Below are 14557 nucleotides of genomic sequence, written 5' to 3'. Positions count from 1 at the left end.
CTTCAGGCTTAAATTGTTTTAACCTGAATGATGGGTGTGCTGCATGCCACAGGAGCTGGCGCAGGATACTGCAAAGACATGCACTATCTTGCATGCTGTTGTGCACTGCAATCAGAGGGGAAACCCTTGGCCGGATCGGCACCCGCAGGCAGGAGACGCTGCGTGGTGCACCGATTTGTGGGCGGGCTCCCACAGATTCCGCACTGGCGAGCGTGAAAACTTTCACCCTGCGCGCCTTGCAGATCATCTTCGCGCGCTCACAGCGGAAAACGCGGCCATTCCGGTGATAGCTTCGAGCCATCAACAACAATCCTTGAGGGAGGATTCATGGCTCAGAAGCCTATTGCATCGGCTATTGCCCGTTCGTTTTCCGCGCCGCTGGCGCTTCTGGGCCTGGTGGCCACCACAGCCTTGCTGACCGGTTGCGGCACACTCACCGGTTTGCCCGCGCACGGCGGCGGCAAGCGGTTCGCCACCGAACAGCGCCTGGTTTCAGCGAGCGTGCGCGCCGCGCTGATGGACATCGACATCACCGCGCTCAAAGGCAAACGGGCCGCCCTGGTGTTCGATCTCGTGGCTGACGAGGGCGGGGGCAACTTCAGCGGAGGACGCTGGACCCCAGGCCTGTTGTTCAGCTACGGCAGCATGTCCGGCCCGGTCACCAGCACGACCAACGCCTTTCAGGTCTACAACCTGGCCGATTCCGGCGCCAACTACAACAACAGCGCCAGTGGCGGTGGCAGCACCACCATCAGCACCACGCAACAAAGTGGCAGCAACAGCAGCACCGGCATCAGTGACAGCGCAGGCAGTTCTTCCAGTACCAGCACGGGAACCAGCAGCAGCAGCACGAACACGGACGGCACCAACACCAACACCAGCACCACGACCAACAACGGCACCAGCACCACCAACGGCTCGGGCACCCACACCAGCACCACCACAGGCAGTGGCAGCAGCTCTGGTTCCAGCAACAGCACCACAGGCGGTGTGAACACCAGCAGCAGCTACAACAACAACGACAGCAACACCAGCAACACCAACGGAAGCAACACCAACACGAGCACCACGACCAGCAGCGGCTCCAGCACCACCAATGGCTCAGGCACCAATGCCTCCACCACCACGGGGACGGGGACCAGCACCAATTCCGGGACGGGCAGCAGCACAAGCAGCACCAACAGCAGCGGCAGCGGCAGCAATCAAAGTGACAGCACCACGGTCACCAACAGCCGCAACAACGGCAGCAGCCGAAGCGATGGCGGCTACAACAGCCAGCGCCAGGAAATCACCCCATCTCCAACGGAAAGCACCACGCAGACCAAGGGCCACACCCGGGAAGCCACCGCCACGCTCACCTACCGGGGCCTGGGTGAATACCAGAACTTCCCGGTCCCCAAGAGCGACGCCAGCCTGCTCATGGGCCTCGTGCGCAACTATTTTCTGCTCAGCGGCGTGACGCCCACCGTGCCCTCCGACCCCACGGCAGAGGTGCTGGTGTACGTCACTGTCGACATCTTCGGCACCGTGCGCAGCCGCTTCGATGCCTTCGTCTACAACAACGAAACCGTCAAGGCCGAGACTAGCTTTGAAGTCATGGCCTTCGACCGCAACGGCAACAACATCCTCAAGCCGCAGGTTTCCAACCGCGAAGCGCGCTACCGCGAGCACTACCTGCTGTGGGCGGGCCCGCTGACCACGCAGGAACAGGTCTACCAGGGGCAGGGCCTGCTGGTCGACTTCACCCAGGTTGACGGACAAAAGGCCCACTACAACGGCACCGCCCCGGTCGAGCGCTCCCACCCCTGGGGCAAGAACTGAGCGCCCCGCTTTCCGCCCACCAAGGACCGACCATGACCTTCTTTCAACGATTGCTGACCAGCGCCGCCCTGGCCCTTGCCGGCATCACCAGCCTGAACACAGCCATGGCCCAGAGCAGTCCGGCCAGTGTGGCCGCCATCGAAAAGCTCCTGGCCGTCAATGGCGCCCAGAAGGCGCTGGAGGCCGCCGTCAGCGGTATCGAAGCCCAGGTGCGGCAACAGGTGATCACCAACCTGTTGCAGCAAAACGGCGGCAAGCCGCTCACGCCCCCCCAGCAGGTGGCGGTGGACAAGGCCGTGCCCGGCATCGGCATCGTGCTGCGCCAGGAACTGGGCTGGGCGCGCCTGAAAGAGCCTTACATCAAGCTCTATCAGGCACAGCTGAGCGGCCCCGAAGTCGAGCGCCTGACGCAGCTCTACCAGGACCCGGCCTACGTCAGGCTGATGGAAAAAATGCAGCTGATCAACACGCAATCGGCGCAACTGGTGGCGCAGCGCATGCCCGTCATCCTGCAGCGCATCCAGCCTGTGCTCGAAGACGCCCTCAAGCAAGCCATCGGGCAATAAGGGCCACCAGGCAGGCGCAGACCTGCAGGCCCACGGGAGTCCGGCACGAACCGCCGTACCTCCCAGAAACCCATGACACCGTCAGTTCAGGGAGAACCCATGCAAGCGCCCTTCACCCGCGCTGTTCCACAGCCACCCGATCCCGGCCAGGAGATCACGGCCCCCCGCCTGAGCAGCAGCCCCGATGCGCAGCAATTGCAAGGCGTGCGGGGCTGGTTCAAGCGCGCGGTGGCGGCGCTGCTGATGGTCACGCTCACGCTCAGCAGCACCGGGCAGGCCATTGCGCAGGCGAGCAACCTGATCACCGGCAGCAACGGCCGGCCCTTCACCGGCTACCGCGCCGACGGCACCTACGTGCAGGCCGGGCGCACCGACAGCAGCCACCACCAGCAAGTGCAGGACTACCACCTGCTGCAGCACCAGTTGCAGAACCCGGCGCTGTGGACCACCAGCGCGGTGGCCCTGTCCAGCAGCACGAACCCCGACTTCGTGCAGATGACGATCGACCAGATGATGGCCGCCATCGCCCCCACCGGCACCTACGCACCGGGCGAGGCCGAGCCCGGCGGGCTGTACCTGGGGCGGCTGTACCTGAACATCAACAACCCCTACCTGGCCGGCGCCGGTGTGCTCTCGGCCCCGCCGGCCGACGCCCCGGAGAGCGGGGCCACGCCGCCCACAGGGCCGCTGATCGACAACTACCAGCACTATGCGCTGGCCCTGGCCTACGCCCAAAGCAAAGCGGGCGGAGGCGCCAGCGGTGACGAGCCCACTGGCGGCTGGCAAAGCAGCGTGGACGGCCAGTACGTCGGCAAAAGCCACGAAGACAGCGCCAACAGCCTCAAAGGCAAAGCCTTCAACGACTTCATTGGCAAAGCCGTCTTCCAGGGCGCACAAGACCCCTTGGGCGGCGCCACCGCCTTCTTCCTCATCCAGGGCGAGCAGGCCAAAACCCACCTGAGCCACCTGCAACAGCAGCAGGGCGGCCAGTTGGGCAGCCCCATCCTGTACACCCAGCAGACCCTGGGCCTGGGCCAAAGCCCCAGCGGCTGCGGCGGGCGCGACAGCGCCCCCTGTCCGGACCTGGTGCAGAACTTCTTCAACAACGTGGGCAGCGGACCGGCGCCCAGCGAAGACGAGCGCAGCACCACCCTGGCCCGATTCGGCCTCAAGGAGCAGGACTTCGTGCTCGGCTACATCCGCGGCGACGGCCTGGCGCACGACTTTGAAGACGGGCTGGGCAACCTGCACTTCAAGAACGTGGGGCAAAGCGAAGAGAAGCTGGGCGAACAACTGCGCCAGGGCGCCCAACAGCACTGGCTGGGCCAGCAGGCAGCCGGAGCCATCGACTTCAGCCAGTTCAAGGAAGACCGCGAACTCTTCCTGCAAGGCGTCAACCCGTACGGCTACGTCAACAAGGCCGACCACTGGCTGCTCAACGGCCTGCGCAACGGCAGCATCCAGCCGGGCCACCCTGACTACGAACGCGCGCGTGCGCTGGCCGAACAAGGCTTCAGAAGCGCCTACGCGGCGCAGGTGGAATACGACTTCCGGCCCACCTTCACCAAAGAGGGGGCGGCCTACCAGGCGAACAAGCTCGAACTCGACACCTACAGCGACAGCCAGTTCTTCGAAGACGGGCTGTACCTGTACAAGAACATCAGCCAGCACGACCGGGAACTGCTGGACGGACTGCGCCACGGCCTGATCAAACCCGGGGACGCGCTGTACAACGAAGCGCGCGCACTGGCCGAAGCGCGCTACCGCGCGGCCTTCCAGAAAGCGCTGGAGCCACCCAAGAAGAGCGATCCGTTCAAGCAACTGGTGGGCTTGGTGGTGGCTGCCGTTGCTGTGTTCATGGCTCAGCCTTATCTGGCTGGATGGGCTACAGGTATCGGTGGTGCGGTTGGCACGACATCCGTAATTGCGGTCAATGCCATTGAGGCGGCTATCAGTGGGGCCATCGCCAGTTCCATCAGCACCACGATCATCACAGGGGATATCGGAAAAGGGCTCGAGGCTGGATTCAAAGGTGCCGTCAACGGGGCTATGAGCGCAGGACTTTACGGAGTCATCGGCGGAGCCGATATAGGCAAAGTTCTGGCCAACTCAGTGTCTCAGACCGTTGTTTATGGCGGAGATTTCGGAGACAACCTGTTGACCAATGCGGTCAATGCGGGTGTGGATATCGTGGCCAAAGATGCTGCTGATTTCATCGGCGATAAATTCGCCGAAGGCAGCTTCGGCAACTACGCAGCACACGCAGCATTGGGCTGTGTCAGTGGTGCGGTGCGCAGTGGATCTGGCGACGGATGCGGAGCCGGTGCGGCCGGTGCGGTTGTGGGCAACTGGGTGGGCCAGCAGGTCAAGGCCGAGTTGAGCACAAAGGATTCCAACTTGCTGCTGGCGGCAATAGGCAGCGGGCACACAGCTGCAGAGACGGGCGTCTTTTTTGCCAACCTCGGTGGCGGCACGGCTGCGGCATTGCTAGGTGACAAAAGCAACGTCCAAGTCGATTTCAATATCGGTGGGTCTGCAGGACAGAACGCGTTTGAGAACAACTATCTCAAGCACATCGAACGCGAGGCGCTGAAGGACGCGGAAAAAAACTGTCTGTTGAACGGGTCCAGCAGCGCCTGTGCCACTGCCTTGGCCTTGAAGGAAAAGGACGCCCTGAGCGACAGGCTGCTGGCCAACGCCACAGCGACGTGTCAAGGCGCGGAGTGCAACGATGTTGTCAACTTCATCAACCAGGAGCGGGCTGCGCTAGGTTGCCCGCTGGTGGCAGCATGCTCGGATGCGGCTCACCTTGATCAGTACCGAAACGTAGCACTGACCAAAGCCCAAGGTTTGGAAGGTGTCTATCCCGAGGCGTGGGTGCTCGACGCCAAGGCGGCGCTTGATGTGGCCAAATGGGGCGTCAAGGTTGTTGCTGGAGCCTCGGGGAAAAGCAGTTTGGAGGCGTTGCAGGCGCTTTCTCGTACCTCGGGCGAGGATGTTGCGAAGGTAAGCAATAATTTTTATAGAGATAGCTCGTCGATTAATCTTTATGACGATAGAGTTAGGCAGCTTGCCGCCGAGGCAGCGAATAATGTAGACGCTAAGATTGTTGTGCTTGGTAAATATATTCCTAATAATCCTGCGTCGTATGAGCAAGTTGCACGAGCGCAGGGCGCAACATTTTTTGAGTTGCCAGGGCGCACATGGGATGATGCAGTCAATCAGCTTGGGCGCGATAACGTTTGGCAGGTAAACAAAAGATTTTTGGACAATCAGATTGAACAGGGTAAAAGCTTTGTTTTTACAGCAAACCCAAGTGCATTAAATGCCGGATATTTTACTAAACTTGAGTATGAGTACTTATTGAGCAAAGGGTATAGCGTAATTCCCAGTTCTGGAGGTTTGTATCATGCAATCCCTGCTAAGTAGTGATGAGGCTGGTCTGCTGCTTCTAATTCAGACGGTTAACTCTTATTATAAAACTCAGAGTAATAGAGTTTTTCATATTTTTGAAAACAACTTTTCAAGCAATCCTGTCGAAGGGTATGGATTGAAATTCCTTCTTGATAGGAGGCATGTAATTGAATACAAGGTATTTGAAGACAGGAGGCTGCTGCTTGGGGTAGTGACCTTGGCGATAGGCCCCTGCTATTTCCTTCCAGAGCAATTTTCCGATCCTGAGATATCAAGCAAATTTACTTTGGAGCCAACTGTCAGTGGGGTAATTAAAAACCTTGTATCGCTGGATGAGTTTTTGGTAAAGAATGCACCAAACTTTAGTGCTGCCAAAGGAAGCCCATAGTGATTCTTTCCCACTTAAGAAAGGCCTGAAGCATGACAGATTTTGCCGATACTCAATCAATGGGCCTTGAAGAACATCCATCCATTGACGCCGCATTGGATGAATTTCGAAAGCATATCAAAGAATACCGAAAGGTATCGAACGATGAGGGGGTGTGGCTGTTTCTCTCAACCCTTGGTTGCTGGAGCGTGACCTCGCCCATTCTTCAGTTGGCGGCTTTTGCAGTGGCACTTATAATATTTTCCAAGAGACTGAAGAATCGTATTAAAGAGAAGAAATCATTCCCCAAGAGTGAAGAAATAATCAGGCAAAGGATTCACGAGGAATCCGTTGGGAAAGAGGTGTTGCAGCGGCGATTGGCCAGGCTGGAGAATATTCGAGGGGCGTACCGAATCGGCATGAGGCCGATATTTGATAATGGCGTTTTTGCAATCTGCTGGCTGTTCTATGGTGCGAGCGTTGTCCTTCATATGATGCATTGAATGCTACTTGCGTAGCTTTGGTTACCGGGGTATGGCTCCGCTATTGCAGAATTGCGACAAGATGCAGGCGATCAACGTGCAATCGGCACAGTTGGTGGCGCAGCGCATGCCTGTGATCCTGCAGCGCATCCAGCCCGCACTCGAAGACGCCCTCAAGCAAGCCATCGGCCAGGAGATCACGGCCCCCCGCCTGAGCAGCAGCCCCGATGCGCAGCAACTGCAAGGCGTGCGGGGCTGGTTCAAGCGGGCGGTGGCGGTGCTGCTGATGGTCACGCTCACGCTCAGCAGCACCGGGCAGGCCATTGCGCAGGCGAGCAACCTGATCACCGGCAGCAACGGCCGCCCCTACACCGGCTACCGCGCCGACGGCACCTACGTGCAGGCCGGGCGCACCGACAGCAGCCACCACCAGCAAGTGCAGGACTACCACCTGCTGCAGCACCAGTTGCAGAACCCGGCGCTGTGGACCACCAGCGCGGTGGCCCTGTCCAGCAGCACGAACCCCGACTTCGTGCAGATGACCATCGACCAGATGATGGCCGCCATCGCCCCCACCGGCACCTACGCACCGGGCGAGGCCGAGCCCGGCGGGCTGTACCTGGGGCGGCTGTACCTGAACATCAACAACCCCTACCTGGCCGGCGCCGGTGTGCTCTCGGCCCCGCCGGCCGACGCCCCGGAGAGCGGGGCCACGCCGCCCACAGGGCCGCTGATCGACAACTACCAGCACTATGCGCTGGCCCTGGCCTACGCCCAAAGCAAAGCGGGCGGAGGCGCCAGCGGTGACGAGCCCACTGGCGGCTGGCAAAGCAGCGTGGACGGCCAGTACGTCGGCAAAAGCCACGAAGACAGCGCCAACAGCCTCAAAGGCAAAGCCTTCAACGACTTCATTGGCAAAGCCGTCTTCCAGGGCGCACAAGACCCCTTGGGCGGCGCCACCGCCTTCTTCCTCATCCAGGGCGAGCAGGCCAAAACCCACCTGAGCCACCTGCAACAGCAGCAGGGCGGCCAGTTGGGCAGCCCCATCCTGTACACCCAGCAGACCCTGGGCCTGGGCCAAAGCCCCAGCGGCTGCGGCGGGCGCGACAGCGCCCCCTGTCCGGACCTGGTGCAGAACTTCTTCAACAACGTGGGCAGCGGACCGGCGCCCAGCGAAGACGAGCGCAGCACCACCCTGGCCCGATTCGGCCTCAAGGAGCAGGACTTCGTGCTCGGCTACATCCGCGGCGACGGCCTGGCGCACGACTTTGAAGACGGGCTGGGCAACCTGCACTTCAAGAACGTGGGGCAAAGCGAAGAGAAGCTGGGCGAACAACTGCGCCAGGGCGCCCAACAGCACTGGCTGGGCCAGCAGGCAGCCGGAGCCATTGACTTCGGCGCCTTCAAGGCAGACCGCGAACTCTTCCTGCAAGGCGTCAACCCCTACGGCTACGTCAACAAGGCCGACCACTGGCTGCTCAACGGCCTGCGCAACGGCAGCATCCAGCCGGGCCACCCTGACTACGAAAGAGCGCGTGCGCTGGCCGAACAAGGCTTCAGAAGCGCCTACGCGGCGCAGGTGGAATACGGCTTCAGGCCCACCTTCACCAAAGAGGGGGCGGCCTACCAGGCGAACAAGCTCGAACTCAACACCTACAGCGACAGCCAGTTCTTCGAAGACGGGCTGTACCTGTACAAGAACATCAGCCAGCACGACCGGGAACTGCTGGACGGACTGCGCCACGGCCTGATCAAACCCGGGGACGCGCTGTACAACGAAGCGCGCGCACTGGCCGAAGCGCGCTACCGTGCGGCTTTCCAGAAAGCGCTGGAGCCGCCCAAGAAGAGCGATCCGATCAAGCAACTGGTGGCCGTGGTCGTGGCTGTGGTGGCGGCATGGGTCATTGGTCCCATGGTGACTCAGTGGGCAGCAGGCTTCGTGCCTGGAGCCACGGCCACTGTTGGGGCCGGGGCGAGCGCAAGCAGCGTGTTGGCCGGGACGATGGGGACCACTGCCACGGTGGGCAGCGTGGTGGCCACAGGCATTGGCTCCACCGTGGCCGGCATGGCCAGCGCGGCCATCAACACCACCATCGTCACCGGTGATCTGGGCAAAGGGCTGGATGCTGCCGGCAAGGCGTTGACCAGCGGCGTTGTCAGCACAGCCATCAACGCGCTCGTGCCCGGGTTGGGGATCACCAGCGAGATCGCAACCAAAGCCATCAATACGGCCGCGATCGCCGCAGGCACGACGGCCGCCTACGGGGGAAGCTTCGGTGACAACTTGCTCCAAGCCGCTATCAATGCGGGCACTGACGCGGTGGCCGAAAGCGCGGCCAACTGGATCGGCAGCACCTTCGCCGAAGGCAGCCTGGGCAACTACGCGGCCCATGCGGCGCTGGGGTGTGCGGCCGGAGCGGCACGCGGCGACTCCAGCGAAGGATGTGGAGCGGGCGCGGCTGGCGCCGTGGTGGGCAACTGGGCCGGGCAGCAAGTCCACCAGAACCTGAACAGCAACGATCCCAACACACTGCTGGTCGCCGCAGCGGGACTGGATGGGCAGAGCTTCAACAGCGTCGGCGCACTGGCCTCCAACCTGGCCGGAGGCTTCGCGGGCGCGCTGGTCGGCGGCTCTTCGGGCAATACCCAGGGCAACTTCTTCAACGGCGGTGCAGCAGGGCAGAACGCGTTTGAGAACAACTATCTCAACCATGTTCAACTGAGCCAAAGAGACAAGGAGCTTGCGGCCTGCACCAGCGACCAGTGCCGGCAAGACGTGCGAGCGCGCTGGAACGCTGTCAGCGAAGAACAGCAAAGCAGCACACGCGAGAACATCGCAAGTTCCGGTACCGCAGAGCGGGAACGCGTTCAGGACCAACTGGCCTCGGACATGCAAGGCTTGGTGGGTCGCCGCAGTGAACTGCAAGCGGAACTAGACAGTGCAACGAATGCGCAGCAGCGGGCGCAACTGAGCCAGCAGATCAGCGAGACCGATAACCATATTCGCCAAGTGGCCAACTTGGGCAAAGACAACCTTGAGTTGTTGTACCAAGCCACAGGGAATCTGGACTACCGACGTGCCTCGGCCAACCTGAACGCGGCAACCAACGGTAATGAGTTGGCTGATGCGTTGATGGCTGGAGCCGCCATCATGGGTGGGGGTAAGGGCTCTGCAGCGGCAGGAGGGAGTGGCAAGGCACCTGCTGCGGGTAGTGCGAATCACCTTCCCAAACTTCCTAATAATGGTGTGGACTATGAAAAAATATCAACAGCAGGGAAAGGGCAGTCTGCGACCCCAAGAGATCTTAATGAGCAAGTCGTTTTTAATAATGTCATAGGAAACCCCGCCTCTGGCAAGCCATTGCCGGGTCTTAATAGTGATCCGCGCTTCCAAAGCTCAGATGGATTCCAAAAAATGGAAGTGACGCACAAATTGCCGGACGGATCAAATATTACTGTTCATTATCAATATCACTCGGGCACGAATCGAGCGTATGATGTGAAAATTGTAACTCCACAACGCGCTCCTCCGGCACTTCAGCCGGGTGCCTCAATCGCAGGGGAATGAAATGAAAATCTGTGAATTAAACAAAAACTACAATGCCAGGGTTTATGCCATTTACTGGTCCGATTATCAGGGATTGATGCAAAAATTTTTTCTAATTATCCCTTATGAGGGCTACGAGGGGTTGTCTGCCGTTTGGGAAGGCGAGTGTACTGTTGTCGATGAGTCGCTGGATGGATTTATTCTAACAAAAGGTGAAAATGGCTGCGATTTGATAGTCGATAGAATCGTTCTGGATGATAATTTGCTGGATCGATTAATAGATCATGATGTGGATGCGATGAAGATTTTAAAAAAAAGAATTTCTTGAACTTCAGTCCATTCAATAACCCGGTGTTGCACTTGGGTGCTTGACTCCGCCCTTCCATCCAAATTCCCATTCACCACCCGCTCAGCCGGAATCCGTTGTGTCCCCGCACCCCGGTGCGCATTTTCCATCCAACAGGAGAGCTCACCATGACCCTCACCGCTGTCACACCCCGCATCACCCTGGCCGCCTTGTTGCTGGCGTCGGCCGCTTTGACCGGCTGCGCCTCGGTCAACCTGGCTGATGCCAAAGAAGACGCACAGCGCAAGACTTTTGCTGCGCCAGCGGCCGACAAGGCAGGCATTTACATCTACCGCAACGAGACTTTCGGCGCGGCCATCAAGATGCCGGTGGTGCTTGATGGCCAGTTGATCGGTGAGACGGCTTCCAAGACCTATTTCTACAAAGAGGTCACGCCTGGCAAGCACACGGTGGAATCGCTGACCGAAGGCAAGGAGAACAAGCTGGAAGTGGAAACCAAAGGCGGCACGCTGACCTACATCTGGCAGGAAGTGAAGATGGGTATGTGGGCCGCTGCGTCGAAGCTGCATCTGGTCGGTGCAGAAGAGGGGCAAAAGGGTGTGAGCGAGAGCCAGTTGGCCACACCACGCTGAGTTTGCTGGCGGATACTGGCGGTGCTGCTGATGGTCACGCTCACGCTCAGCAGCACCGGGCAGGCCATTGCGCAGGCGAGCAACCTGATCACCGGCAGCAACGGCCGCCCCTTCACCGGCTACCGCGCCGACGGCACCTGCGTGCAGGCCGGGCGCATCGGCGTCTGGGAAGCTGGTGTCACTCACGTCCCCGATAACGCCCCACCAACCATCTGTATTTGGTGTGGAACAAGGCGTCGATGCGCAACCCTCGCCTGGTCCGCGTGCGTGATTTCTCCTCGGCCTGTTCAGCCTCCGCGGCGCAGGCGGCTGATGAGGCTCCAGTCGACCTGTACAAACGACTTGCTTGCCGTGCGTCGGAGGGCGCCTTCCCTGAAAAGCCGCGCGACCACACGGCTGGCCGTGGCGTGGTTGATGTCAAGAATGTCGGCCATGTCGTTGCGACTGGGAAGCCAGTACGCGTCTGCCTTTTCTGGGTGCAGCTTTCTAAGATGTTTCAGGAGAAGAATCACTTTCTCGGTGGCCTGCGCACGGTGCAGATCGACCTTGAACCTGGCCGCGTCCTGCAGCGGAGTCGCGGCGGCGGCATGGACCCGGCGCATCATGAAGGCGCACAGCGAGGGGTCTGGCGCCAGCGATGGTGCAATCACCTCCACCAGCGCGTCGGTACAGGCTCTGGCGTCAAAGGTCCTGGGTTGTTTCAAGAAAGTCTCGTGACCCAGGACTGTGCCCTGTCCCAAGAAATGGAGGATGCACCTTTCGCCTCTTTCATTCACACTTTCCAGGCAGACGATTCCCGCCCGAATCCAGTACAGCTCGGTGGACCTGTCTCCCTGCTGGTAAAGGTAGCCGCAGGCAGGCAACGGGTGCCGCTTTGAACCGAGGAACTGATGCTCCTCGCGCGAGAGAGCGTTCAGGGGCAGTAGGGCGCTCATCGACGGGGCAAGAAGGGGGAGTCGGTCATCGGCATCGGGATACCGCGGCGTTGGCGAAGTCAACCCGGTGTGCGGTGGCGACTTCAAAGGCGCTGCGACCTCCCGCCCTATTTCTTTTTGTTTTTCTGATCTTGGTCGTAGTGCCATTTGATGGAGAAGAACATTCCCGTGCCGAACACGAGAACCTTGAACGCGATGAAGACGATGGGGACCCATTCCATTTTTGATTTCCTGAAGGTTGACTTGCTGACCACACAACACGGCCACCGGCCTATCGCGGCACCAGGAAGGTGGATGACTCGTTCACTTCCGCTGTGCCCGCCTGCTGGGGCGTGGTCACCAGGAACCGGATGTGCACCACCTCGCCCGCGTGCTGCGCCGCCTCAGCGGCAGGCATTCGAACGGTCGCGGTGAGGGTGGTGGCTTGCGCCGGGCCTAGCCGGGCCGTGATCGGCGTGCGGAGGGTCACCAGATTCGACGGCGCCACATCCACCACCACCGTTCGGGTGTGGTCCGACGCGTTCATCAGTTGCAGCGTGTAGACATTTTCCACCGCCCCCTGTTCCACCTGCCGCGTCATGATCGAACGGTCCCGGATGGTGTTCATCCGTACCTCCGGGCGGTGGGAAAACGCGGTGATGGTTGCGGCGATGGCCAGAGACAGTAGGCTGGCGTAGACCCCGACCCGGGTGCGCAGCACCCGCTGCAGGAAAGCGCGCTGCTTGCCGGCCGCACCACCCAGCTCATGCAGCGACGCCATGCGGATCAGTCCTTTGGGCGCCTGGACCTTTCTCATCACGTCGTCACAGGCGTCGATACACAGGCCGCAGCCGATGCAGGCCGCCTGCAGCCCCTGGCGGATGTCGATGCCGGTAGGGCAGACCTGCACGCACAGGGTGCAGTCGATGCAGTGGCCGTCGCTGGCTTTTCGGTGGTCATCTGCCACACGCCCACGGCGGGGTTCCCCGCGCCGGTGGTCGTAGGCCACGTTCAGGGTGCGTTCGTCCATCAGCGCCCCCTGGAACCGTCCGTAGGGGCACATGTGCAGGCAGACCTTCTCGCGCACCAGGCCAGCGTTCAGGTAGGTGAGCAGGCCGTAAAACAGGATCCAGAAAGTGGTCCAGGGCCCGACGGACAGGGACAGCACGTCGGCGGCCAGCGGACGGATCGCGGTGAAGTAGCCCACAAAGGTGAAGCCGGTCCACAAACCGAACAACGCCCACGCCAGGTGTTTGCCTCCGCGGCGCAGCAGCTTCTCTGGCCCCCAGCCGACGGTGTCCAGTCGCTTGCGGTTCTGGTGGCTGCCTTCGAAGTTGTTCTCGATCCACATGAAGATCGAGGTGTAGACCGTCTGGGGACAGGCAAAGCCACACCAGACGCGCCCCACCACGGCGGTGGCGAAGAACAGCAGCAACGCGCTGATGACGAGCAGGGCCGCCAGGTAGATCAGGTCTTGCGGAAACAGTACCGCGCCGAACAGGTAGAAGCGTTTGCCTTCCAGATCAAACAGCACGGCTTGCCGGGCGTTCCAGCTCAGCCAGGGAACGCTGTAGAAGGCGATCTGCGTCAGCCAGACAAAGGCCCAGCGCCAGCGGGCGAACGGGCCGTTCACCGCGCGGGCATGAATTTTCTCGCCAGCGATCCAGGGGTTCTCGTGTTGAATGGGGATGACCTTGTGCAAGGGGACCTCGTGGTCAGTTCGTTGATCGGCTGAGGGCGGCACTCAGGCCTTGCTGCAAAGCCCGGTTCGCGTCGGCCAGCGTTTGCCAGAGCGGCCTGTCGCCCAGCCATTCGTCCGCGCGCAGGAAAACCTGGCGGAACGACACGGTTCCGCAGGCCGCCTGCTGCCACAACTCGTGGGGGTCGCCAGCTTGGACCGTGACATCGTTCTCTTCCGAGCGGACCAGCAGCAGGTCGTCCACGCGGTCGTTCATCTGCACGGGTAGAAGCAGATAAAAGCCTGCCCACTGGAGGTTGGGCACACCGACCAGACGACCGTTGAGACGCCAGCCCAGGTCCGCAGGCATAGCCGTCAGGCAAGAGCATTCCATCGCCGAGGCGCCGCCCATTGCACCGTCCAACAGTTCCGGCAGCACCAGCTCGCGCAAACCCACGTTGTCGCTGCGCAGCAGCGCTTCCACCACCAGCCGTTGCGAGCGAAACAGCAACTGGTCCGGGTAAGGCAGGTCGCGCAACCATTGCCGTGCGGCAGGGTCTTGAAAGAGGTCCTGCAGCGTTCCACCGTGTCCGCCCAGGTCGATGGGGACGCCCACCCGCAGATAGCCAGCACTGGCGATGGCGGTCAGACGCTCTGCGGCGTTTTGCCCCAGGCGTCGTGCAGTCGTGAGGGATTCGGTTTCAAGCGGCATGCGCCGATGGTGGCGCGGGACCGTCTGGTGCGCAGGATGCAGATCACTGGAAAAATCACCGTATCAGAAGCGGGCTGATCCCCTCGGATAAGCCCGCTTCTGATACGACCCTGATCC

The 14557-nt window shown here is 60.9% G+C and carries 11 protein-coding genes; 8 read left to right on the top strand and 3 right to left on the bottom strand.

Annotated elements, in window-relative coordinates; translation table 11 throughout:
* Positions 1–327: 327 nt before the first annotated feature.
* The 8 genes from QQK43_RS02435 (at position 328) to QQK43_RS02400 (ending at position 11136) form a co-directional block, all read left to right on the top strand.
* A complete protein-coding gene (locus QQK43_RS02435; RefSeq protein ID WP_284306500.1) occupies positions 328–1821 on the top strand; it encodes a hypothetical protein in 1494 nt (497 codons plus the stop codon).
* A gap of 32 nt (positions 1822–1853) precedes the next feature.
* A complete protein-coding gene (locus tag QQK43_RS02430) occupies positions 1854–2387 on the top strand; it encodes a DUF2059 domain-containing protein (RefSeq protein WP_234264971.1) in 534 nt (177 codons plus the stop codon).
* 99 nt (positions 2388–2486) lie between these two features.
* Positions 2487–5816, top strand: coding sequence for a DUF637 domain-containing protein (locus QQK43_RS02425; protein WP_284306499.1), 3330 nt, complete (start codon positions 2487–2489; stop codon positions 5814–5816).
* The gene (locus QQK43_RS02420; protein WP_284306498.1) at positions 5797–6189 is read left to right on the top strand and encodes a hypothetical protein; all 393 of its coding nucleotides are present in this window, start codon (positions 5797–5799) and stop codon (positions 6187–6189) included. Before QQK43_RS02425 ends, QQK43_RS02420 begins: the two co-directional genes overlap by 20 nt.
* Positions 6190–6221: 32 nt before the next feature.
* Entirely contained in the window at positions 6222–6671 is a 450-nt protein-coding gene (locus tag QQK43_RS02415; RefSeq protein ID WP_284306497.1) for a hypothetical protein, read from the top strand.
* A 61-nt stretch (positions 6672–6732) separates the two neighbouring features.
* Positions 6733–10218, top strand: coding sequence for a DUF637 domain-containing protein (locus tag QQK43_RS02410; RefSeq protein ID WP_284306496.1), 3486 nt, complete (start codon positions 6733–6735; stop codon positions 10216–10218).
* Between the two features lies 1 nt (position 10219).
* A complete protein-coding gene (locus QQK43_RS02405) occupies positions 10220–10525 on the top strand; it encodes a hypothetical protein (RefSeq protein WP_284306495.1) in 306 nt (101 codons plus the stop codon).
* A gap of 146 nt (positions 10526–10671) precedes the next feature.
* The gene (locus tag QQK43_RS02400; protein WP_234264966.1) at positions 10672–11136 is read left to right on the top strand and encodes a DUF2846 domain-containing protein; all 465 of its coding nucleotides are present in this window, start codon (positions 10672–10674) and stop codon (positions 11134–11136) included.
* A gap of 287 nt (positions 11137–11423) precedes the next feature.
* Here the strand turns inward: QQK43_RS02400 and QQK43_RS02395 are convergent, their stop codons facing one another.
* The 3 genes from QQK43_RS02395 to QQK43_RS02385 all read right to left on the bottom strand — a co-directional run bounded on the left by QQK43_RS02395 (position 11424) and on the right by QQK43_RS02385 (position 14440).
* Positions 11424–12071 (bottom strand): Crp/Fnr family transcriptional regulator, encoded by a 648-nt coding sequence (locus QQK43_RS02395; protein ID WP_284306494.1) that lies wholly within the window; start codon positions 12069–12071, stop codon positions 11424–11426.
* Positions 12072–12342: 271 nt separating this feature from the next.
* Complete coding sequence (gene ccoG / locus QQK43_RS02390; RefSeq protein ID WP_284306493.1) at positions 12343–13752, bottom strand: cytochrome c oxidase accessory protein CcoG; 1410 nt, start codon at positions 13750–13752, stop codon at positions 12343–12345.
* Positions 13753–13765: 13 nt separating this feature from the next.
* On the bottom strand, positions 13766–14440 hold the full coding sequence (locus QQK43_RS02385; RefSeq protein ID WP_284306492.1) for an acyl-CoA dehydrogenase family protein: 675 nt from the start codon (positions 14438–14440) through the stop codon (positions 13766–13768).
* Positions 14441–14557: the final 117 nt, after the last annotated feature.

The organism is Hydrogenophaga electricum (assembly GCF_030160815.1).
Lineage (GTDB): Bacteria > Pseudomonadota > Gammaproteobacteria > Burkholderiales > Burkholderiaceae_C > Hydrogenophaga > Hydrogenophaga electricum.
This window is presented reverse-complemented; position numbering and strand designations above follow the sequence as displayed.